Raw genomic sequence first — 21,808 nt, forward strand, 5'->3', positions numbered from 1 at the left:
ACTGCTCATAATTTATGTTAAAAGATTCATTTTGAATAAAAACCTGCTAAGCATTCATCTCGCCACCTGTGAAGATAGGAGCTTTCTGTATCTTACGTTTTGCTTTCGATACAAAAATACTTGCTGAATCAAAATAAATCTTCAACATCCCATTTCATTTAATTATGCTTTGACAGCACTTGTTCCCTTTGTAATCGTCACTTCAAGATTTTTCACATTGCCATTAAACACAAGGTCGATTTGACATAGACTTGTTTTTTCATCAATGACATAGCCAATATCATCTCCCTCTTGAATAATAGAGTTTACATAGCCTTTATCATTAAGCCATTTGCTCTTTTGGCTATTTGGGTTATTACTGAAAAATTTGACGATATTATCATGTTTGAAATCCCCGGATTGAAAACGTAAAATACGCTCAATATATGTGCTCACCTGTGTTTTATAAATGGAGTCAAATCCATTATCATCCATCGCTAAGCTTCTTGCCTTGTATACCGTGATTCGCTTAATATCCTTATCTTGAAGCTGTGCATTTTCCGAGGAGAATACAAAGCCGAAGCTTCTACTATTAATCGCGTCCTTAATATTGTTAGTAAATCCTGAAATCTCTTTCGCCATCGTTGTTACTGCTCTTAAAGCATGGTCACCAGCTTCAATGTCAAATCGGACACCCGGATAATTTCTTTGTACTTGCCTGAAGGACGCTTCCTTTAAATACTCTGGACATTGATAAGCTGATACAATACCTGCTGCAACATAGCTAGCACCTACATAGACGCCTTCAATCCAAAGTTTTAAAATATCTTCTTTTTCCTTCGATAGCTGTGCACCGTTTTCTGTCGCATGCATCCGTGTATCAATAATGACACCTGATTTATCTTTAGGAATAATTGTAAAGTTTGGTAAACATGGAATAGCAAATTCGCTATAATCTTTTCTTGTTAACATCGCACATTTATCAATTAAACGGTCAATACCAGTTGTCGCAATTCCATTAAATGTCGTTTCAACCTCCGCCATAAAGTTGAAGAAAACTTGCACTTTATGCTCCTTCACTGTATCAAGTAGCATAGAAAGTGATTCCATCGTATTGCCCTCTTGCTTTGCAGTTTTTTCATTTCCTTTAAAGCGCGCTCGGCTTACTTTCGTCCTACCTGTTTCCTCAAGCTCAATACCCGGTACGATTCCATACCAAATGGTATCTGTAAAATCGTTTTTGCCATTCACTGTATTCAAATAAGCACTAAGTCGAGGAATATTATTGCTTTTCACAAGCATATCTAGCTTTGTGTTTGTAATAAGTAAGGATGGCTGCATCCCTCTATTTTTCGTTGTGTATTGGTCAAAGTACATTTTGACTCCTAGCAGCTTTTCAACTAAAGGCTTCACCGTTTTTACAAACTCATCCTTCGCATCTTTATAAAATTCTAGGTAAGTGTTGTAATTTTGCACCTCTGTTTCAATATTGAAATCGGTTTTAATTGCTGGCAGCGGTGCAAATGTGCGAACAACCAAATCCTTGACATAGGCAGAAGGCGAATCCGTAATTGCTTGATAATCTTCTTCAAATACCGTACTCAACCCATACTGACTATTTTCTTCAAGTAACATGACATCTGTGCCTGTTGTTTGAGGGGCCTCAATAATTTTTAGCTCTCCCGCCTCACCGATTGTTAATGTTCCGATTTGTAGCTTTTCCGTCTCGCCATCCTCTTGACTATTGCCAAGCAATAATCTCGTTTTAATATCCTCAATAGCTAACGGCAGCATCGCCATAACATTGTTATAATTTTTGCTTGCAACCTCAAATAAAATATTTAGCTTATCGCCTGTATCTAATTTTTTCGGGTCACCTTCATCTAGCTTGTCGTACTCATCGTAAAGATAATGAATTTCCTTACGAACTTGCCGAATATCATCCATGACCTTTTTCGGCGAAATCATATCTAGTAAGTTTTCGAATTTGAAATCAACATTTGTAATCCCTTGGCTACGCTTCGTATCAATTAACGTGAATAGCATTTTTAAAAAGTCATTGTTTTGGTCAATAGCTATTTCAGAAATACAATCATCCTGAATTCCTTCTGGCTTTTTCAACGTGTACATTACCTTTTGATTAGCCGCATTATAGAAGGAATAAACAGTAGGCGAAAATTTATCTAAAAATTCATCGAAGCTTTTTACAAGTAGCTTTTCATTAATTTCTTTAATTTTCTCGTCACTCAAGCTGTCAATTCCTTTTACATCTCCAACTAATGTAAGCAAATCGAGCTTTTCTGGATTAATTTCTTCAAAAAGCATTGTGCGATTTGTCTGATTAATAATCTCCATTAGATTCGGCTGCTTCAATCACAGCCTTCCCTCCTTTTATGTATAAATTGGCAGCTCAACTAATCGTTGGACTACAAATATATTTAATCACAATATATTTATATCTATATTTTAATAAAATGTATATACCAAAATAATATAACCAAAAGTATATTAGTACATAAATAATGTAACTTTTATACCTAATATTTATTTTTAAATAAATAATTTTATAAAATAACGCAAATTATATATTTAATAATGCGTAAATTTAGATTAACGAAATACGTTTATAAATATTTTAATTTTCATATTCCCCACTCAATAAAAAAGCTGACCAGATTTTTTCTAGTCAACTTTTCTTTAAATAAGATGGCTTATAAGCTATTAAAATACAAAATTGCCCCTAAAACAGCTTCGCACAAATAGATGATTTCTGTATGCCCCTTTCATCGCTATTTTTTTATTAAATGCTCATATAGTAAGGCAAGTTTTATAAACTTTAACGAAAAACATCGCTTTTTCTGCTCTATAGCAAGCGCCCACATAATTGTTTTTCTTAAAAAATAATTGAGATTTGGATTATATTTTTTAATGTCTACTAGCTTGTCCTCTAGTAGACGCTCTGATATATCAATAGGAGGCTTTTTGGCGAGGACATAATACAGTGTTGCACTAAGACTATATATATCTGCACGAATACTTTGTTTCGATTTACTGGAATAAAGCTCTAAAGGAGAATAATGTCTACTAGTAAAAATCGGTACATTTTTAGCTACACGATAATCCATTGCTGAGCCAAAATCGATTAAACATGGTGTACCATCACTAGCAATTAAAATATTACTTGGTTTAATATCTCGATGGATTATTCCCTTTTGATGCATCGCATTTAACGCCTCAATTAAAGACAAAAATATAGTTGTGTATGTATCATTCGTATTATTATATTGATTCAATGGTATACCTTCAAAATGCTGCATTACAATATAAACTGTTCCGTTCTCCTCAAAATGCTCAATATATTTTACAGCATATGGGCAATTTAATTTTTGTAAAATGATTGCTTCTTGTATAAACAGTTCCTTTAACTGATTAAATTTTGTTTTGTTGGATGGAAGACGACTTAATACTGTTTGATTGTCCATATCCCGAATTGCAATTTCACGTGGATAAAATTCTTTTATAATATGTACTTGATTCGTCCTCATATCCTCTGCCAGATAGACAATAGACAAATTACCTATTTTCACTAAATTTTTGATGACATAAAATTCTTTCAAAAAAGAGAAAACCTCCAAATTAGTCATATAGTTTTATAACACCTCTCATATTTATACATTTTTATTGTAGAAAAACAAAAATCGCTTCTATTATTCATCTATTAATAAGCATATTAATCCCCTAATACATTTATCATAAGTTATAATAATTCATATGTATACTTAGGATAGGGGAAAATCCATTATGAATCATATGATTTCACAAAAAATAAAGGAATTACGAAAAAAGAGAGGCCTTACACAGAAAGAGTTGGCAGATGGCATTTGTACACAGGCGATGGTAAGTAATTTTGAGAAAGGAGAAATGATTCCTTCAAGTCTTACACTATACGCAATTGCACAGAGGCTGGGCGTTGATATGAATTATTTTTTTGATATGGCTAGCACTGATAACGCCTCGTTTAATTCATCAGATGCACAAAATATTATTCGTAAGCTAATTCATCAGCATGATTATGAGTCTGCGTATTTTATTGTGCAAAATGAGCTTGTACAAGAGGCTTTGCTAGCACCAGAGCACAGACAATTTTTATTATGGCATAAAGGCATTTGCCAATGGTTCTTACACCAACAGCTTGATACAGCAATCCAAACACTCGAGGAGGCCTTACATGCAAACGACAAACCCAATATTGAACAAGAAATAGCAATTATGAATAGTATTGCAGTTGTTTATTTCGGGGCAAAGCATTATGAAAAATCATTAGCTTATTATGAAAAATGCCTCCCTTTAATTGAAGAACATGCAACAATATCTTATTTAGTGAAAATTCGAGTTTTTTTTGGCGCTTCTCGCACTTTCCAACACTCCAAAAAATTTACAGAAGCATTGTTCTTGTCAAAACAAGGTATCCAATTATGTATTGAGCATGAAACACTGTATTTATTAGGGGATTTACTTTTCCAAACAGCTCATTGTCTTATCTCTATGCAAGACAAAACAAATGCAGCTATTTATTTAGAACAGGCAAAAACAATCTATTCTTTACAAAACAAATATGATTACTTGAAAATCATAGAGGATTTGAAAATAAATTACCTTAATTAGTAATTATTTGATTGATATCTTTTATATTAAATGGTAAATTATAAAAGGTTGTTACTTAATTTTCTAATAAAGGGTGTTATTTATGGAAAATAATTTAATAAATTTACTATCTTTATGTTTAGCATTACTAGTAGTATTTACTTTTACTCCGCAATATGAAGCTGCAAGTTTAACAATAAATAAACTGTGGATAAGTAATTGTTCTGAAGAATCCCCTTCGATAAATATCCCTGATCGGCCTTAACAAAAAATGAGTGTCCTTTTAGTAGACACTCATTTTTTATTAGAAAATCTATACTTAAACTATCCTCTCACTACCATCACATCACACTTAGCATTTCGTACAATACGTTCTGCATTCGAGCCGATAATCATTTTTTCAAAGCGATTTAAGCCGGTTGCACTAATAATAACGAGGTCAATATCTTTTAAATTCGTTAAAATTACCTTTGGTGAGCCGAGTTCAACAGTTGTCTGAACAGCCGCCACGCCTGCTGCTATTGCCTCATTTTTTAGTTGCTCTATTTGCTTTTCGCGGTCCTCTTTTACTTGCTGTGCGTATGTTATATCGTATGCCTGTACTGAGCCGAAAGAATATGTGTCGACTACGCTTACAATATGTAAAATAGCCTCATTTTGCTTTGCTATTTCTATCGCACGTTGGAGTGCTTGTAAAGATTGCTCAGAAAAATCAACACCAACTGCAATTTGTTTATAGGAATTAGTCATTTTATAGTCCTCCTTTTTATTTTTATTATAGCAAAAAAACGTAGAGGGGATGTCGCCTTCTGACAAATAGTATTTGCTGCACCAGTTTTATAAGCAAATATAAGCTTCTCGCGGGCTTTAATAAGGAGATTCCTATGCCCGCGAACAGTTCATTATTCTTTTACTACATTCAAAAATGCCTCAATCATTCGATTCCCAGTTTTTGTGCCGATAGACTCTGGATGAAACTGTAGACCATATAACGGATAATTTTTATGCTGAATAGCCATAATTTCTCCATCATCTGCCGCACGAGCTGTCACAATAAAATCGCTTGGTAGTGTATTTTGTTCAATGACTAATGAGTGATAACGCATTACTTCCTCATTTGGTGCTATGCCTTGTAATAAGCCTTGCTGTTGATGTGTCAAAGGGCTCATTTTACCATGAATAATGTTTTTTGCACGTACAATTTTTGCACCGAATGCCTCACCTATCGCTTGGTGACCTAAGCAAATTCCTAGTATCGGTACCTGCCCGTGAAACTCTAAAATAATATCTATAACATTCCCCGCCTCACTTGGCACACCTGGCCCAGGTGAAACAACGATTGCCTTTGGTTGCATTGCACGGATTTCTTCAAGTGTTATTTTATCATTACGCACTACACGCACTTCTTGTTCAAACGCAGCAATTTGATGGTATAAGTTATAAGTAAATGAGTCGTAGTTATCGATTAATAAAATCATTTTCGCACCTCCAATAATGCGCGCGCTTTATTTAACGTTTCCTCATATTCCAAGCTTGGAACAGAATCATAAACAATTCCCGCCCCTGCCTGTACATAAGCTTTTCCATCCTTTACAAGCATTGTACGGATGGCTAATGTTAAATCCATATTGCCAGAAGCAGAAATATAGCCAACAGCCCCCGCATAGATGCCGCGCTTTTTTTGCTCAAGTGCGTGAATAATTTGCATTGCTCGTATTTTCGGTGCGCCCGATACCGTACCAGCTGGTAAGCTTGAAGCGAGTACATCGACTACATGTGCCCCTTCTTTTAGCTGACCAGCCACCTCTGACACAATATGCATCACATATTTATATTTCTCAATATGCATATAGCGCTTCACTTGTACGGAGCCCACCTCGCATACACGCCCAATATCATTGCGCCCTAAATCAACGAGCATGCGATGTTCGGCTAACTCTTTTTCATCATTCAACAATGTTTGTGCGAGCTGCTCATCTTCCTCCTGTGTTACACCACGTGGCTTCGTACCAGCTATCGGATTTGTTGTGACAACACCGCCCTGTACCTTTACTAAGCTTTCTGGCGAAGTACCAAGCACAATGACATCATCAAAATTCATGTAAAACATATAAGGCGAGGGATTTGTTGCACGCAGCTTGCGATACAGTGCAAATGCATCTCCCTGAAAGCTCGCTTCAAATGTTTGCGATAGTACGACTTGGAAAATATCCCCACGCTGAATATGTTGCTGCGCAGTTTCGACCATTGTTGTAAACTGTTCTTCAGTCATTGTCGCTGAAAAATGAATGTCTACAGCTGTATTTATTGTTTGCGTTATTTGCTGCCCGATTTGCTGCTCAAGCTGCTGAATTGCTTGCTGCATTTGCTGCTCTGTGCGGCCTCCAAATAAATCAACCGCAACTAACGATAGCTTTTGCTCAATATGGTCGATTACGATAAATGTATCGTAAAAATAAAGATGAACATCCGGCATATTGTAGACATCGTTCACGATTTGCCCAATTGCTTCAAAATGGAAGGCTGTTTCATAGCTAAAATAACCAATCGCTCCACCAAAAAAAGCAAATGGATAGTGCCCTCCGACAATTGGTAGCACGTCTTTTAAACGCTCGGTTACTGAAATGCTTTTCGTTTCTCCATTAAAAGTCGAGGTTTTCTCATCGCCTATTAGCTCTCCTACTGGATTGACCGTAATAAATGAATAACGACCACTTTCAGCATATTTAGCATTCGATTCAAATAGCATTTTATTTTGCCCTTGTAGGCATGAATAAATGCCGATGGGGGTGTAAGTATCCCCCTGCAATGTTTTCATTACGTACTTCATCTCTGTCATGCTCTGCTCCCCTATCTCTGCTCATTTGTACACAAAAAGGCCCTCCGTACTGTAAAGGACGGAGAGCCGTGGTACCACCTTCATTGGCTAATTGCTTAGCCCACTCGATTGCTTGTAACGTCAGCAACTACGACAAGGCATTTCCTCCTTGTAGCTAGAAAATCCATTCACCTATGCTGTCTACTAGCTCTCACCAACCGCTAGCTCTCTTCTAAAACGAACATAAGCTACTATTTTTTCATTATCGCTTTATACGTAATTGTAACGTGATTTTTTTCATAATTCAAACATTTTTAACTTGTTGCAGCGATTAATTTTGCTTGCTTCAAACGATTGCGCACGAAAATACCGAGCCATGTAGCAACTCCAGCTTTTAATAAGCCTGGAATGATAAATGGTATTGTTCCTCCCATCATAGCACCTGTCCATGACAAGTCATTGGCAATCTTCAGCCAGATTGTTCCAAATAGTAAAGTAACAAACATGCCAATAACATTCGCCACCGCTGCTTGTACATACGTATAAGAAGTTTTTTCTAGGTACAGCCCCATTAAATACGCGGCTGGCAAAAACCCTACCAAATAACCACCTGTTGGCCCAACTAACTTAGCAAGCCCCCCTGTAAACATTGCAAAAACAGGTAATCCTGCCGCACCCAATAATAAATAAACAGCCACTGCTAATGTGCCAAGTCGCGGACCTAAAATTGTAGCTACAAGTCCTACTGCTAATGTTTGTCCTGTAATTGGTACAAGCGGCAACGGAATTGTTACTTGTGCTAACACCGCAATAATCGCCGCACCAAATGCTGCTAATACATAATTTTTAACATTCATCACTATTTCCCCCAAGCTTTAGTAAACCTAATATAAATATAAGTTAACATAAAACGATATGCATATTCAATCATTTTTGTTATTATTTTTTTAGAATACGTGCAGGCCTAAATTGTCAGAATTGTTTGTGTGCCTGGCACTCAAAAAATGGAGGATGAATATGAATTTATGGTATGGTGGGACAATTTATACGATGCAGCAGGAAGGGCATACTGTAGAAGCCATTTTAGAACATGATGGTATCATTTTAGAAGCTGGGGCATTTGCTGATTTGCAAGGAAAGGCACAGCATTTAATTGACCTAAAAGGAAATGTGTTATATCCGGGCTTTGTCGACAGTCATTTGCATATTATTGGCTATGGAGAAAAGCTGAAAAATTTAGATGCGAGCAATATATCATCTAAAGATGAGCTGATGATGGCTTTGCAGCAACGAGCTGCACTATTGAAGGAAGAGGATTGGCTTGTTGCAATTGGCTATAATGAAGGCGCTAGTGAGCAATTAACATTTCCTACGATTGAGGAATTAGATGCCTTGAACTGCCATGTTGTCATTAAGCGTAGTTGTCATCATTTAATTATGGTGAATCATCTGGTACTTGCCTATGTCAATATTGATGAAACTACGGCAAATCCTGCTGGTGGTTTAATTGATAAAAGGAATGGGCATTTAACAGGGATTTTGAAGGATAGTGCTTTATATTTAGTCGTCCATCGCATACCAACAACTACGCAAGGCTATGTTGATGATGCTTTGGAAAAATCAATTGCATCATTGCATTCATTAGGTATTGTAGGTGGGCACTCCGAGGACTTAAGCTATTATGGACATCCTTCCATACCTTTACAAAGCTATGAATATATTATTAAAAATAAAAACTTCAAGGCACATTTATTACAGCATCATGATGCATGGGATGATTTACAGCAAATTGATTTTACACCTTCCACTTGGCTGGAGCTTGGTGCGATGAAAATCTTTATTGATGGTGCATTTGGAGGAAGGACAGCGGCACTTTCATCTCCGTATGCCGATGACCCTATGAATAGTGGTTTATTTATTCATTCTAATGAAGATTTAGCACAGCTCGTTCGTAAAGCGCGTGCTGCAAACGCAACGATTGCGGTTCATGTAATTGGTGATGCCGCCATTTCAGCAATTGTCGGATTGCTTGAGCAATATCCACCTTTAGCAGGCCAAAAGGATCGCATTATTCATTGTAGCTTAATTAATGATGAGCTGCTTGAAAGGCTTGCAAAATTGCCGATTATTGTTGATGTGCAGCCGCAATTTATTCAGTCAGATATGAATATTTTACAGGCAAGATTAGGGACGGAGCGCCTACATTATGCACATCCTATACAATCATTATTAAAGCGAGGCATCGTATGTGCGGGAGGCTCTGATGCCCCAATCGAGCACCCGAATCCGCTATACGGTATTTATGCTGCAATAACACGTAAAAAAATGGGTGATGCACAAGTTTTAAATGCTCCTGAGTGCATTTCTCGCTATGAGGCTGTTGCACTTTACACGACTGCACCAGCCAAAGTTATTGATAAAGCGCATAGCCGCGGACAAGTCGCGGCAGGCTTTGAAGCAGATTTTACGATATTAAATGAAGATATTTTTAAAGTAGATGTCGAGCAAATTCCTCAGTTACAAGTAGTCAAAACGGTCGTTCACGGGCAAATTGTTTATGGTTGATTTTATGAGCGAATTTCGGTGTTTTGTGAGCGAATCCCGCGACTTTACGAGCGAATTTAAAGATTTAACGAGCGAATCCGCTTTAGTCATACAAAAAGCGTCCAAAATACCGGCAACTGCGCGGTTTTTTGGACGCCCTTTTCTAGTTATTTAATTCGTAGTGCTGACCTTTTACTAAATAGAATAAATGCTCTGCGACGTTTGTTGCATGGTCTGCTGAGCGCTCTAAATAGCGACTAACAAAGGATAAATACATAAATTGTGAAATGTTATCAGGATGCTTGCTAGATAGCTGCATAAAGCCGGTAATAGCTTGACCATACAAGCCGTCAATTTTATCGTCAAGCTCCGCTATTTCTTTTGCCTGTGATGTATTTTCATGAATGAATGCATCTACAATTTGGCGTAGCATCGAAACTGTTTTCTTAGACATTTCTTCTAATATCTCGATATTTGTAATGAATTCATCCTTGCCGATGCGAATTGTATCCTTCGCAATATTCACTGCGTAGTCGCCTACACGCTCCATATCGCTTGCCGCCTTAACAATCGTCATTAAGCGACGTAAATCTGTTGCGACAGGCTGTTGCTTCGCAATTAATAAAATAACACGGTCATTAATCATTTCCTCTAAACGATTAATATGAATGTCATTATCAATCACTGATAATGCCCTATCAATATCTTTATTAACAAATGCTTTGAATGAAATTTCTAAAGCTTCAATGCTTTTATTACATAAATCTAATAAATCCTCTTGCACCGTTTTCATATCGTGCTCAAATCGTTCACGTACCGCCATCATACTATAAGCTCCTCCTTATCCGAAACGACCAGAAATGTAATCTTCTGTGCGCCCATCTGCTGGTGTTGAGAAAATTTTATCTGTTTGATCAAATTCAATCACTTCACCATTTAGGAAAAATGCTGTTTTATCAGAAATGCGTGCTGCTTGCTGCATATTATGTGTCACGATGATGATTGAGTATTGCGTTTTTAACTCTTGTACAAGCTCCTCTACTTTCAATGTAGAGATTGGGTCAAGTGCCGATGTTGGCTCATCCATTAAAATAACATCAGGCTCAACAGCTAAGCATCGAGCGATACAAATACGTTGCTGCTGACCACCAGATAAGCCATAGGCATTTTGGTTAAGGCGATCCTTTACATCGTCCCAAACTGCTGCACCGCGCAATGATTTTTCTACAATCTCATCTAATATTTTTTTGTTTTTAATGCCATGGATTCGTGGTCCATAGGCAATATTGTCATAGATTGATTTTGGGAATGGGTTTGGCTTTTGGAACACCATACCTACTTGTGTACGCAATTCCTCAACCTCGTAATCTCCACCAAAAATATTGCGCCCACGGTAATTAATTTCCCCCGATGTTCTAACGATTGGCACAAGCTCAATCATACGGTTCAATGTTTTAACATATGTCGATTTACCACAGCCAGATGGCCCGATAATCGCAGTGACTTCATTTTCTTTTATTTCAAGATTAATATTTTTTAACGCATGATGCTGCCCATACCATAAATCGAAATTTCTTGTTTCAAATACTGTATTTTTACTATTTACTTGCGCAGACTGTACAGTGTCATTGCTTTGCACATTTTGCACTTGCTCTTGAACTTGTATCATAATTTCCCTCCGTTAGTATCGTTTTTGGAATTTATTGCGAATATAAATGGCAATTGAGTTCATGAATACTAGCAATATCATTAAAACGATAATCCCTGCTGCTGCAACATATTGGAACTCTTCTTGTGGACGCTTTGCCCAGTCAAAAATTTGCATCGGTAATGCTGTAAATGTACTTAATAAATTCTCAGGTAAGAATTGTAAAATAACAGGAATACCAATAACTACTAATGGCGCAGTTTCACCAATTGCACGTGATAGGGCTAAAATACTCCCTGTCAATATACCCGGAATCGCCGCGGGCAAAACAACCTTCACAATTGTTTGCCATTTAGTAGCACCCATACCATATGAGGCTTCGCGTTGCTCCTGCGGGACAGCTCGAATTGCTTCCTGTGCAGAAACGATAATAATCGGCAAAATTAATAAGCTCATCGTAAAGCCTGCTGCTAAAATGCTTTTTCCTAAGTCTAATAAGCGAACGAAAATCGTTAATCCTAATAGACCGAATACAATGGAAGGTACACCTGCTAAGTTGGAAATATTAATGCGAATGAAATCATTGAAACGATTTTTTTTCGCATATTCCTCTAAATAAATCGCTGAACTTACACCTAAAATAATGGAAACTGGTGCGACAACAGCCATTAGCCATAAAGAACCGATAAGTGCCGCTTTAATTCCCGCTTTTTCAGGTACACGTGAAGCAAAATTCGTTAGGAAGCCAAAGTTTAAATGACTTAATCCTTGTGAAAGAATTCGCGCTAATAATATTAATAAAGCTACTAAAGCAAAAGTTGTTGCGACAATAAAAATAGTTTTCCATACTTTATTCATCTTTAGTCGCATGCTCATGCGCTTCATTACAGCAGTATCATTCAAATATTTCATTTTAATACTCCTCTCTGAAGCGTTTTGAAATATATTGTGCAAGCAGGTTCATAATCAGTGTGAAAATAAATAATGTGAAGCCTACTGCATAAATAGAATAATAAATTGTTGTACCATAGCCAGCATCACCTGTTGATACTTGTACGATGTATGCTGTCATTGTTTGAATTGAATCTGTTACCGCAAAATCAAATTTAGGTGTTGACCCACCTGCCAGCGATACAATCATCGTTTCACCGATAGCACGTGAAATCGCTAAAACGATAGAGGCAATAATCCCCGATAACGCGGCTGGTAAGACTACCTTAATCGCTACCTCAAATTTTGTTGCACCAAGTCCAAGTGCACCTTCACGAATAGAGTTCGGTACAGAGCTCATCGCATCCTCTGACAGTGATGCAATCATCGGCAAAACCATAATCCCTACAACAATCCCCGGGCTAAGCGCATTGAATATTTTCAGCGATGGTATCAATTGCTGTAAAAGCGGTGTGACAAATGTCAATGCAAAGAATCCATAGACAATTGTTGGAACACCAGCAAGTACTTCTAAAATTGGCTTAATAATACGGCGCGTTTTATCAGATGCATATTCACTTAAATAAATCGCCGCACCAAGACCAAATGGTACTGCTACTAATACAGCGATGCCAGTAACCTTTAATGTCCCAAAAACAAGTGGTAATATGCCATATAAAGGCTCTTTCCCTGAGAATGGAAGCCATTCTGTACCGAATAAATAATCAGTTATTGATACTCTCTGAAAAAACTCAAACGTTTCAAAAATAAGTGTAAAAACAATACCAAAAGTCGTTAGTACAGATAATGCTGCCGCTACTAAAAGCAATATAGGCATTGTTTTTTCTACTAGTTTTTTACCCTTTCTTTCACGGGATTTTGCAATCATTTGTTGTACGGATTGCTCACTTGCTTTTCCGGTCATTTGTCGATAAACTCCTTTCCGTTTAAGGAAAGAATGTGTGCTTTACGCACACATTCTTAGATGTTGCTTGATGCATTATTTTTTTAATGCTTCTAAAGCAGCTAAGCCTTTTGTATACTCTTCAGCCGGTAAGCGTACATAGCCTGTTTCTTCAGCCATATCGCCAGCATTTTCTAATGTAAAGCGTAAGAAATCATAAGCTGCTTCGTTAGTTGCCATTGCTTCATTTTTCACATAAACAAATAATGGACGAGATAATGGTGAATATTCACCTGATTCAATTGTGTCGCTGTTTGGCTCTACACCATTTACAGAAACAGCGTGTAATTTACCTTCATTCGCAATATAGTATGAGTAACCAAAGAATGCGATGGCATTTTTATCTGCAATAACACCTTGTACTAATACGTTGTCATCTTCAGATAAAGTAGCTGATTTCACTAAATCTTCACCGTCTAAAATTACTTCATCAAAATAATCGTAAGTACCTGAATCTGTTCCTGGTGCGTAGAAGACTACCTCTTCAGCTGGCCAAGATGGGTCAATATCAGACCATTTTTTCGTTGTACCGTCTTCAATCCATAATTGCTTTAGTTGGTCAACTGTTAAGTCTTTCGCCCATGTGTTTTCAGGGTGAATAACAACAGATAATCCGTCATATGCTACAGCAAGCTCTGTATATTCAATACCTGCTTCTGCTAATTTCTCTACTTCTGTATCTTTAATCGGACGAGAAGCATTCGAGAAGTCTGTCTCTCCATTAATGAATTTTTCAAAACCTCCACCAGTACCAGAAACCCCTACAGATACTTGAACTTTCCCTTGTACTGCAGCGTACTCCTCAACAAGTGCCTCAGTAATCGGTGCAACTGTTGATGAACCATCACCAACAACCGTTCCTGTTAATTGTGCGTCACCAGCTTCTGCGTTTTGTGCTCCACCAGTTTCTACATTTTCTGCATTATCAGTGTTTGGTGTTGATTCAGAATCATCTCCGCCACATGCTGCTAATAATAATGCTGCACTTAATACTGCTGCCTTGCCTGCGTACTTCCATTTACTCATTTGTCTAGTCCTCCAATAACTTTCGTAGTCAGTTGTTGTTACATTCATTACTATAAAGACTTTTTGTTGAGTGAATTTAAATACAATGTTAAGGCTGTGTAAAGTAGTGTAGAAGTTTTGTAAATAGAAAAAGACTCCTCTATACAAAATATCCTGTATAGTAGAGCCCTTCGCTTGTTATAGCAACCTTATAGTCAATTACGCTGAAATGTAATTGCGTTCAGCGGGTGTCTGAACCCCCGTTGAAAGAAGTTAGATTTCTATAATTATTTGAAAATAGATAATCAATCATCATCTAAAAGAACTGATTTCATTTTATTTATATACACTAGTAAATGAAGTCTATAATTGTCTTTTATTTAATGTAAAAGTTTCCTCAAGAAAGATGGGAACAACGTCCTTACTATTATAGAAGCTTTTTCACCAAGTTAAAATGCCTCCTATAATACTTTTTTCACTTCTTTAATATGTGTTAATAAGACATCTCGCGTTTCTATCTTCTCTGGCTGTTTTTTAGTTTTTGGCTGTGTAATATCTAGCTTAATTGTGTTAGCGTCTTTCGGGTTACTGTAGCCATTAAATGAAGCATTATAAATAACTTCGCCTGTTTTAAGTGTAACAGTTGCTTTTTTTGCATCAATCAAATTTTTCAAAAATGGATATGTTGTTAAATTGCGTTTACGTGCAGCAACAGCTAAACGTGGCTCTAAAAATAAAAAGAGCCCCTCTAATACAACAACATAAGCAACTGTCGTACCAATTAATATAGCAGGTCCTACATTTAAGCGTGCCATCATAAATGCATTGCTTATCGCCCCTAAAAACACAATAATGTGATATAAAATTTTTCGCATAGTAAAATCCTTTCTTCTTTTAATTAAGCAGTTTATATCCGATTTTCGGCAATGTTTAATATAGAAAATAGCTATTTAAAATACTCTGTTATGTACTGATTAATTAACTATGGGGCCACCCAAAAAGGATTTTCTTTTTTGAGTAGCCCCTTATGCTATTATAACGCTATTCTGTTGCTGTTTTCTGCTCCTCATCTTCATCAAGACGCTCTTCAGAAAATGGCGCAAGAATTTTTTGTGTTGCTGAGCTTTCTTTTATTCCATTTTGCTCATATTTTTTTTGTAGTTCAAAGTAGTAATCTGCGATTTCACGTGCGATTTCATTATTTTGCGTTAAATACACACTGAAATCTGTCGTTACCCACGGAATGACAACCGCATATGCGATTTGTGGGTTATCGTATGGCGCAAAGCCAACATGTGTTAAAGTCGTTGTATTCGTCCCAAATTTATCACGCTGCGGTCCATAATATACTACCTCTGCCGTACCAGTTTTACCTGCTGCCGTATATGGCGCATCATGGAATGATCTATATGCAGTCCCTTGGGAACCAACATAAACTTGTCGCAAACCTTTTTTCACTTGCTCGATTTCAGCATCTGTATTCGAAATACGGTTTAAAATTGTTGGCTCTACTTCCTGAACGAGTGCGCCTAATGTTTCCCCGTCTGTAGAAGGTTTACGAATCTCCTTTAACATACGAGGCTGTACGCGGTAGCCACCATTGGCAACTGTCGAAATATATTGTGCTAACTGCAATGGTGTATACGTATCAAATTGTCCGATAGCTAAGTCTAAAATTTTACCCGGCGTATCCATTATCCCTTGATAACCAGCAAATTCTCCCGGTAAATCGATGCCAGTTGGTACACCTAAACCGAATTGCGAGTAGCCATTGCGCATTCTTTGTAATGTATCATCACGCAAGTTAAGTCCCATATTATACGTATAGCTTTTTCCACCAATTGCCATTGCAATTTTAAACATATACGAGTTCGATGAGCGCTCTAATGCTTTAAGCTCATTCATTGCAATACGGCTGCCACGGTTAAAAATGGAGCTTTTCGGGTCTGTGTTTAATAGCTTAATCGGTTCATCTATCATTGTCGTATTTAAGCTCAACACATTTTCTGAATAGCCGGTTAATACAGTTGCAGCCTTTATGCTAGAGCCTGCCTCGTAGGCAGTTGTAAATGCACCGTATGAATAATCAATAATGTAGCTTTCACCTGTTTCAGGGTCCTTTTCGATTTTTTTACCTACAACGGATAAAAGCTCTCCCGTATTCGGGTCCATCATTACAAAAAATGCACGGTCTAATAGACTTGAAGAGCCTAGCGACTTTAACTCAAGCAGTTTTTCCTCAACAATGCGCTCCGCCTCTGCCTGTAGTTCCATATCAAGCGTTGTAATTAAGTCTTTTCCCGGCTCACCAGCATATGTCGTTTGAATTTCAACAACTTGCCCTTTTTTATTCGTCATATTTTTAACGACGGATTTTTCACCCTGCAATATTTCCTCATATTGCGCTTCAAAATAACTTTCACCAACGCGATCATTGCGTGAATAATCACGAGCTAAATAAAAATCAAGCTTATTTTTGGGTATCCCTTTGCTCGGTACAGTTGTTCGACCTAAAAGTGCAAGCGGCGATAACCTAACACGCTTCCAATCTGTCGTTGTATTGACGCCTGGTAAATCAGCTAAACGCTCCGAAACACGAGCAAATTCATCGTCTGTTACGCCTTCACTTTTAATAATTTGCGGTGATAAATTGTAGCCTGATGCCATTTCTCTATAAATAGCAAGCACCTCTAAATCAAAATCTGTCAGCTGTGCTAATTCTTCATCAGTGATACGCTCACGAATACGGCGATCCATTTCTGCATTCACCTGCTTCTCATCAAGCGTTTCATCAGAAGCACGATACGCATCCATTTCTTCCTTTGTTACTTTGGCTAACGCATCTTCATTTTTTAGTAAAATCCAAAAATCCTGCTTATCACGGTAAGTAACACGTTTTGTCGGCTGTTCTATTAATTTTGCTAGTTCAATCGCTACCTCAAGCATATCTTTTTGTTTTGTCGTTTGCATTTTTGTATATGTAATCGCATTTTCTGGCTGATTATCTACTAAAATTCGACCGTAACGATCGTAAATGCGTCCACGTGGTACACTCGTATTTACTCGCACTTCCTCTTTGCGTTCAAGTTCCATCACATATTCCTCGCCCTTAACAATTTGCAAATAACCTAATCGAAAAATAAGTGCTGAGAACAGAATAAAAATTGAAAAGAAAAGGACATTCATTCGAAATGTAAGATTAGCTCGTTGCTTTGCTTTAGGATTTTGATTATTTTTTGTCTTTTGTACTTTTCGCATCTGAAATGCCTCCCCTCCTTTACTCCATAAGATTTAGTATACCATCTGTATACGCTAGAAAAAAGAGAATTACCGCTATTTTGTGACGCTAACAATATGAAAAAGTTGCAACTCATTCCTTTTCGCATTAGATGTTAGCTAGACGACAAAGAAGCTGCCTGAAAAGTAATAACTTTTCAGGCAGCTTCATCAAGTTCTATTTCGCATTTTCATCGGTTTGATGAATACCGAATATATTGCCTTCTGTATCCTTGTAATATCCTTGCCATGCCATACCCGGAAGCGCATGCTTCGCCTTCGCTACTTTACCGCCATTTGCTAAGATTTTGGATTCAGTTGCATCATAATCCACTACAACCATTGTGCTTATATAACCATTTGCTGGTTGATTCTCTTCTGGCTCTGCGCCTTGACGCTGCATTAATGCGCCGTTAATGCCGGGTTCTTCCTCACTTCCAGTCACTGCACCAAAATAGGGCATCCCTGTATAATCGCTCCAGTCTTGAAACGTCCAGCCAAACACTTCTCCATAAAATGATTTTGCTCTTTCCATCTCGCTAACATGAATTTCAAAATGAATTAATCTCCCCATACTCCATCCCCTTTTCCTGTCAGTTTTTTCTTACTATACATGTTGATTGATTAATTGTAAACATTATAGAGGCAACAAGCGGTATAATGATAGAAGCATTGGAGATGGAGTGATTTCAAATTGAAGAAAAACAACTTTGTAAATGTAGTAGGTTACCAATTAGAAAAAGTACATACAGGCGTGATTAAATGGATAATGGATTCCCAAAATAATTCTGTTTCACTCGATAATAAATACGCTGTCTTAAAAAAATTATTTGCATTTTGCGGCAAATCAATAACATTTAATAAACAGGATATCGAATCTATTATTTGCACACCTGAATTTTCTTTTGGGCGCAAAAGAAAAATTGATTTGGTCATCAAAGTGAATTTATTTTCTGGTCAATCGAAATACATTGTTATCGAAATGAAAGTCGATTCAATTCCTTATGATAAACAACTTGATGGCACATTCCAAGATTTTGTGAGCACAATTAATAGCGATAAGGACACATGTTTTATGTTATTTCTTTTCGGGTCTTCACAAGTATGCACAGTACCACCAAATAAGAACTTTTCCGTTTGCCGAATTAAGGAGATTATTCACTTTTTCAATCATTTGCAAATACAAAATACAATATATTTCGATTGGATTGAATCTCTAATTGAAGAAAAAGCACGATTAGAAAAAATAAGTGAATTCCTACTTGCAACAGATAATCTTTGGGATACAAATTATTGGTTAGAAAATGGATATAGAATCTGGTTCTCGCTATTTTATTATCTTTATAATCAACTCAAGATGGAGTCGAATATGCCTGAGGAATGGGAGATTTACAGTGGTAGTAATAACCCTGTAATGAATTGGACGCCCGGTTGGAAATCGATTGTCTATAACGATAAGCCACTTTCACTTTATTGGGAATTCAATTATGAAGAACTCGTACTAAAAGTAAAAGTCGATAATACAAACCCAATACAGAGAGAGGCTTTAGCTGATTTTAGAACGAAGATAGCAACAATTTGCGAAAATTCTCCTATTAAAACGGGGAAGAAAACAAAAAATACATACGGCATATACAATTCTCTCTATAAGTGGCATTTTAACTTCAAAGAGCAAACATTTCATGAAATCATGTCAAATACCGAAGATATTTTAAAGAAAATACACCCGCAATTACATTCTCTATAATTTTTTCATACTGTTTGTGGTTTTAAAAGCATGTAAACCTTGCTATACCGATATGTTAGGGAAAATAAAAGAGAATCAGGGAAACATACGAATTGTATGTTCTGATTCTCTTTTGATTTTTAATTTCATTTATCTTCCTACGCTAGTACCAACTCTTTTACAGAGGGGGATTTAGTATTGAAAAGATAACGATTATTTTGCCGCTTGGAATTTAGCTTCTACGACATCCCAGTTTACTACGTTCCAGAATGCACCGATGTAGTCTGGACGGCGGTTTTGGTAGTTTAAGTAGTATGCATGCTCCCAAACGTCTAAGCCTAAAATAGGCGTTTTGCCTTCCATTACAGGTGAATCTTGGTTTGGTGTAGATGTTACAGCAACGCCATCTCCATCAACGATTAACCAAGCCCAACCTGAGCCGAAACGAGTTGTAGCTGCTTTTGCAAATTCTTCCTTGAACGCATCGAATGAACCAAACTTTGCGTCAATTGCAGCTGCTACTTCACCAACTGGTGTATTTGAACCGCCTGGTGCGATTACTTCCCAGAATAATGTGTGGTTAGCATGTCCACCACCGTTGTTGCGTACAGCCGTTTGTTTGTCAGCTGGAAGTGCATCTAAATTTGCAATTAATTCGTTTACATCTTTACCTGCAAATTCAGTACCCTCTAATGCAGCGTTTACATTCGTAATGTACGTTTGATGATGCTTTGAATGGTGGATTTCCATTGTACGCGCATCAATATGTGGTTCTAATGCATCATATGCGTAAGGTAATTTTGGTAATTCGTAAGCCATTATAAATTCCTCCTCAAGTTGAAAAATCATCCTTCATGTATAAGGTTATCAAAATTGGTACAGTCCTTCAATGAAAAAAACTTAAGAACAAATATTTCGGTCTTTTGACGGAACTAAATCGCAAAAACAAAAATAATAATCATAATTGCTTGAATTGTACCTTTTGCTGCGACGGACGTTAAAAAACCTATAACTGAGCCAACACCCGTACGAACTGCCTGCTTCAATGTCGTTCTCTCAACAACTATTTCACCAATGACTGCCCCTAAAAATGGACCGATTAAAATACCTGCAAAAGGAATTACAAATGGCCCTATAAGCAATCCAATTGTGCTTCCCCACATCCCTGCTTTTGAGCCCCCAAATTTTTTAACGCCGATTAAATTGGCAATCGTATCAGCTGCAAATAATAAAGCGACAAACAGCACTTCAATTACCCAGAACCACCACGGCAAGGAGAATGTGTAAAACACGCCATAAACAATAAAGCCTGCCGCAATAAATAAAACAGATGGAATAATTGGATAAACAAGCCCTATAAAACTAATGATGAAACATGCAATTATTAATACCCATGCGATTATATCCATGAATTCAACTCCTTATCATTATTTATCCCGCATTAACGGACAGTAAGACGCCCACTTCAAGACTTAAGTGAAAATACACAAAGGATAGTAGGAGATTAACAGCCCGTAAAAGCCCGATTGAGGCCAACACGATGTTGGTCACACAAGCATTTTCGCAGGATGCGAAGGTCTTAGCTTGTGTTCCTCTATCAACAATCAGTGGAGGATGAGGAAAACCTCCACTGATTGAAGTTTCACTTTATCTACGTCTATATTGATTGAATGGTTTCAAGATGGCGCTTTCTATTTTCCTGTTATACTTTTCATGATACACTGACTGTTGGAGGAGAGTATAAAATGAAATTAAAACATTCACAGCTTTTTCTTGCAAGCTTGTACGAGCCGAAAAAGCTTGCTGCCTATAGAATTATGCCGATTGGAAAAGTGATTCAATACGTTTTTTTGCTCATTACAGCAATGACTGCTTTTTCACTAGGAAAGTTTTTTAATACCGAGGTGGAACAAATTTTCTCTTATAAAGAGATAGAGGAGTTTGCCAGTGATTTAAAGTGGCTCGTTTACATAATTTCAATTGTTTTTTTATTCGTTATGAACACGCTTATTTTATTTGCTAAAATTAGCATTTATGCTTATGCAGGAAAACTATTTTTAAAGCCGTTGAAACGGCGCGGTGAGTATCGACAAGTATGGCGCACAGCCGCCTTTGCCATTACATGGGAAGTAATTTTATCCATCGTTTTAAGCTTCTTCGTCATCCCTTCAGTTATCTCGATGTTATTATTTATTGTTGTGACGATGACAATGCTGTTAATGGCAATAACGAAATACCCGAAAATGCCTCGAGTGTAATGAGCGTTAAAGACAA

At 37.1% G+C, this 21,808-nt stretch carries 20 protein-coding genes and 1 other annotated feature; of the genes, 4 read left to right on the forward strand and 16 right to left on the reverse strand.

Going from position 1 to position 21,808, the window contains the following annotated elements:
* Positions 1–162: 162 nt before the first annotated feature.
* Together MHB51_RS04455 and MHB51_RS04460 are read right to left on the reverse strand one after the other, a co-directional pair.
* Positions 163–2,334: a transcriptional regulator gene (locus MHB51_RS04455; protein ID WP_342559467.1), complete on the reverse strand. Its 2,172-nt coding sequence runs from the start codon at positions 2,332–2,334 to the stop codon at positions 163–165.
* A gap of 434 nt (positions 2,335–2,768) precedes the next feature.
* Entirely contained in the window at positions 2,769–3,596 is an 828-nt protein-coding gene (locus tag MHB51_RS04460; protein WP_235616017.1) for a serine/threonine-protein kinase, read from the reverse strand.
* 184 nt (positions 3,597–3,780) lie between these two features.
* Here MHB51_RS04460 and MHB51_RS04465 point away from each other — a divergent pair, with 184 nt between their 5' ends.
* Positions 3,781–4,644 (forward strand): helix-turn-helix domain-containing protein, encoded by an 864-nt coding sequence (locus MHB51_RS04465; RefSeq protein ID WP_066163792.1) that lies wholly within the window; start codon positions 3,781–3,783, stop codon positions 4,642–4,644.
* 303 nt (positions 4,645–4,947) lie between these two features.
* On the opposite strand, the gene MHB51_RS04470 is transcribed toward MHB51_RS04465, so the two are convergent.
* The 4 genes from MHB51_RS04470 to MHB51_RS04485 all read right to left on the reverse strand — a co-directional run bounded on the left by MHB51_RS04470 (position 4,948) and on the right by MHB51_RS04485 (position 8,298).
* A complete protein-coding gene (locus tag MHB51_RS04470; RefSeq protein ID WP_066163795.1) occupies positions 4,948–5,373 on the reverse strand; it encodes a universal stress protein in 426 nt (141 codons plus the stop codon).
* Positions 5,374–5,525: 152 nt separating this feature from the next.
* The gene (locus MHB51_RS04475) at positions 5,526–6,101 is read right to left on the reverse strand and encodes an aminodeoxychorismate/anthranilate synthase component II (protein WP_342559080.1); all 576 of its coding nucleotides are present in this window, start codon (positions 6,099–6,101) and stop codon (positions 5,526–5,528) included.
* A complete protein-coding gene (trpE, locus tag MHB51_RS04480; protein ID WP_342559081.1) occupies positions 6,098–7,462 on the reverse strand; it encodes an anthranilate synthase component I in 1,365 nt (454 codons plus the stop codon). Before trpE ends, MHB51_RS04475 begins: the two co-directional genes overlap by 4 nt.
* Positions 7,463–7,513: 51 nt before the next feature.
* Positions 7,514–7,716: a binding site (T-box leader), on the reverse strand.
* 39 nt (positions 7,717–7,755) lie between these two features.
* Complete coding sequence (locus MHB51_RS04485; protein WP_066163803.1) at positions 7,756–8,298, reverse strand: biotin transporter BioY; 543 nt, start codon at positions 8,296–8,298, stop codon at positions 7,756–7,758.
* A 160-nt stretch (positions 8,299–8,458) separates the two neighbouring features.
* Between MHB51_RS04485 and MHB51_RS04490 the strand changes: the two genes are divergently transcribed.
* Positions 8,459–10,006, forward strand: coding sequence for an amidohydrolase (locus tag MHB51_RS04490; RefSeq protein WP_342559082.1), 1,548 nt, complete (start codon positions 8,459–8,461; stop codon positions 10,004–10,006).
* 142 nt (positions 10,007–10,148) lie between these two features.
* Here MHB51_RS04490 and phoU read toward each other — a convergent pair whose 3' ends face one another.
* The 8 genes from phoU to MHB51_RS04530 all read right to left on the reverse strand — a co-directional run bounded on the left by phoU (position 10,149) and on the right by MHB51_RS04530 (position 18,382).
* Positions 10,149–10,808: a phosphate signaling complex protein PhoU gene (gene phoU / locus MHB51_RS04495; RefSeq protein WP_066164495.1), complete on the reverse strand. Its 660-nt coding sequence runs from the start codon at positions 10,806–10,808 to the stop codon at positions 10,149–10,151.
* A gap of 18 nt (positions 10,809–10,826) precedes the next feature.
* Positions 10,827–11,654 carry a phosphate ABC transporter ATP-binding protein PstB gene (gene pstB, locus MHB51_RS04500; RefSeq protein ID WP_066163810.1) on the reverse strand — a complete coding sequence of 276 codons (828 nt, stop codon included), beginning with the start codon at positions 11,652–11,654 and terminating at the stop codon, positions 10,827–10,829.
* A gap of 12 nt (positions 11,655–11,666) precedes the next feature.
* Positions 11,667–12,545 (reverse strand): phosphate ABC transporter permease PstA, encoded by an 879-nt coding sequence (gene pstA / locus MHB51_RS04505; protein ID WP_066163813.1) that lies wholly within the window; start codon positions 12,543–12,545, stop codon positions 11,667–11,669.
* 1 nt (position 12,546) lies between these two features.
* The gene (pstC, locus tag MHB51_RS04510) at positions 12,547–13,488 is read right to left on the reverse strand and encodes a phosphate ABC transporter permease subunit PstC (protein ID WP_066163816.1); all 942 of its coding nucleotides are present in this window, start codon (positions 13,486–13,488) and stop codon (positions 12,547–12,549) included.
* Positions 13,489–13,563: 75 nt separating this feature from the next.
* Positions 13,564–14,553, reverse strand: coding sequence for a PstS family phosphate ABC transporter substrate-binding protein (locus MHB51_RS04515; RefSeq protein ID WP_066163819.1), 990 nt, complete (start codon positions 14,551–14,553; stop codon positions 13,564–13,566).
* Between the two features lie 440 nt (positions 14,554–14,993).
* Positions 14,994–15,407, reverse strand: coding sequence for a hypothetical protein (locus MHB51_RS04520; protein WP_066163824.1), 414 nt, complete (start codon positions 15,405–15,407; stop codon positions 14,994–14,996).
* Positions 15,408–15,573: 166 nt separating this feature from the next.
* A complete protein-coding gene (locus tag MHB51_RS04525; protein ID WP_342472651.1) occupies positions 15,574–17,790 on the reverse strand; it encodes a penicillin-binding protein 2 in 2,217 nt (738 codons plus the stop codon).
* Positions 17,791–17,986: 196 nt separating this feature from the next.
* The gene (locus tag MHB51_RS04530; RefSeq protein WP_342559083.1) at positions 17,987–18,382 is read right to left on the reverse strand and encodes a VOC family protein; all 396 of its coding nucleotides are present in this window, start codon (positions 18,380–18,382) and stop codon (positions 17,987–17,989) included.
* Between the two features lie 120 nt (positions 18,383–18,502).
* Between MHB51_RS04530 and MHB51_RS04535 the strand changes: the two genes are divergently transcribed.
* Positions 18,503–19,555 carry a hypothetical protein gene (locus MHB51_RS04535; protein ID WP_342559084.1) on the forward strand — a complete coding sequence of 351 codons (1,053 nt, stop codon included), beginning with the start codon at positions 18,503–18,505 and terminating at the stop codon, positions 19,553–19,555.
* Between the two features lie 192 nt (positions 19,556–19,747).
* On the opposite strand, the gene MHB51_RS04540 is transcribed toward MHB51_RS04535, so the two are convergent.
* Positions 19,748–20,353 (reverse strand): superoxide dismutase, encoded by a 606-nt coding sequence (locus tag MHB51_RS04540; RefSeq protein WP_066163841.1) that lies wholly within the window; start codon positions 20,351–20,353, stop codon positions 19,748–19,750.
* Positions 20,354–20,466: 113 nt separating this feature from the next.
* Positions 20,467–20,943, reverse strand: a complete 477-nt coding sequence (locus MHB51_RS04545; RefSeq protein WP_107942522.1) for a DUF456 domain-containing protein — start codon at positions 20,941–20,943, stop codon at positions 20,467–20,469.
* Between the two features lie 336 nt (positions 20,944–21,279).
* Between MHB51_RS04545 and MHB51_RS04550 the strand changes: the two genes are divergently transcribed.
* Positions 21,280–21,792, forward strand: a complete 513-nt coding sequence (locus MHB51_RS04550) for a DUF1189 family protein (protein ID WP_066163851.1) — start codon at positions 21,280–21,282, stop codon at positions 21,790–21,792.
* Positions 21,793–21,808: the final 16 nt, after the last annotated feature.

The sequence above is a fragment of the Metasolibacillus sp. FSL K6-0083 genome, assembly GCF_038630865.1.
GTDB lineage: Bacteria > Bacillota > Bacilli > Bacillales_A > Planococcaceae > Metasolibacillus > Metasolibacillus fluoroglycofenilyticus.

Excerpts from the sequence above, each read along its gene's own strand:
- MHB51_RS04455 (WP_342559467.1), bottom strand. The coding sequence starts at position 2,334 with ATGGAGATTATTAATCAGACAAATCGCACAATGCTTTTTGAAGAAATT.
- MHB51_RS04465 (WP_066163792.1), top strand. The coding sequence starts at position 3,781 with ATGAATCATATGATTTCACAAAAAATAAAGGAATTACGAAAAAAGAGA.
- MHB51_RS04470 (WP_066163795.1), bottom strand. The coding sequence starts at position 5,373 with ATGACTAATTCCTATAAACAAATTGCAGTTGGTGTTGATTTTTCTGAG.
- MHB51_RS04475 (WP_342559080.1), bottom strand. The coding sequence starts at position 6,101 with ATGATTTTATTAATCGATAACTACGACTCATTTACTTATAACTTATAC.
- trpE (WP_342559081.1), bottom strand. The coding sequence starts at position 7,462 with ATGACAGAGATGAAGTACGTAATGAAAACATTGCAGGGGGATACTTAC.
- MHB51_RS04485 (WP_066163803.1), bottom strand. The coding sequence starts at position 8,298 with ATGAATGTTAAAAATTATGTATTAGCAGCATTTGGTGCGGCGATTATT.
- MHB51_RS04490 (WP_342559082.1), top strand. The coding sequence starts at position 8,459 with ATGAATTTATGGTATGGTGGGACAATTTATACGATGCAGCAGGAAGGG.
- phoU (WP_066164495.1), bottom strand. The coding sequence starts at position 10,808 with ATGGCGGTACGTGAACGATTTGAGCACGATATGAAAACGGTGCAAGAG.
- pstB (WP_066163810.1), bottom strand. The coding sequence starts at position 11,654 with ATGATACAAGTTCAAGAGCAAGTGCAAAATGTGCAAAGCAATGACACT.
- pstA (WP_066163813.1), bottom strand. The coding sequence starts at position 12,545 with ATGAAATATTTGAATGATACTGCTGTAATGAAGCGCATGAGCATGCGA.
- pstC (WP_066163816.1), bottom strand. The coding sequence starts at position 13,488 with ATGACCGGAAAAGCAAGTGAGCAATCCGTACAACAAATGATTGCAAAA.
- MHB51_RS04515 (WP_066163819.1), bottom strand. The coding sequence starts at position 14,553 with ATGAGTAAATGGAAGTACGCAGGCAAGGCAGCAGTATTAAGTGCAGCA.
- MHB51_RS04520 (WP_066163824.1), bottom strand. The coding sequence starts at position 15,407 with ATGCGAAAAATTTTATATCACATTATTGTGTTTTTAGGGGCGATAAGC.
- MHB51_RS04525 (WP_342472651.1), bottom strand. The coding sequence starts at position 17,790 with ATGCGAAAAGTACAAAAGACAAAAAATAATCAAAATCCTAAAGCAAAG.
- MHB51_RS04530 (WP_342559083.1), bottom strand. The coding sequence starts at position 18,382 with ATGGGGAGATTAATTCATTTTGAAATTCATGTTAGCGAGATGGAAAGA.
- MHB51_RS04540 (WP_066163841.1), bottom strand. The coding sequence starts at position 20,353 with ATGGCTTACGAATTACCAAAATTACCTTACGCATATGATGCATTAGAA.
- MHB51_RS04545 (WP_107942522.1), bottom strand. The coding sequence starts at position 20,943 with ATGGATATAATCGCATGGGTATTAATAATTGCATGTTTCATCATTAGT.
- MHB51_RS04550 (WP_066163851.1), top strand. The coding sequence starts at position 21,280 with ATGAAATTAAAACATTCACAGCTTTTTCTTGCAAGCTTGTACGAGCCG.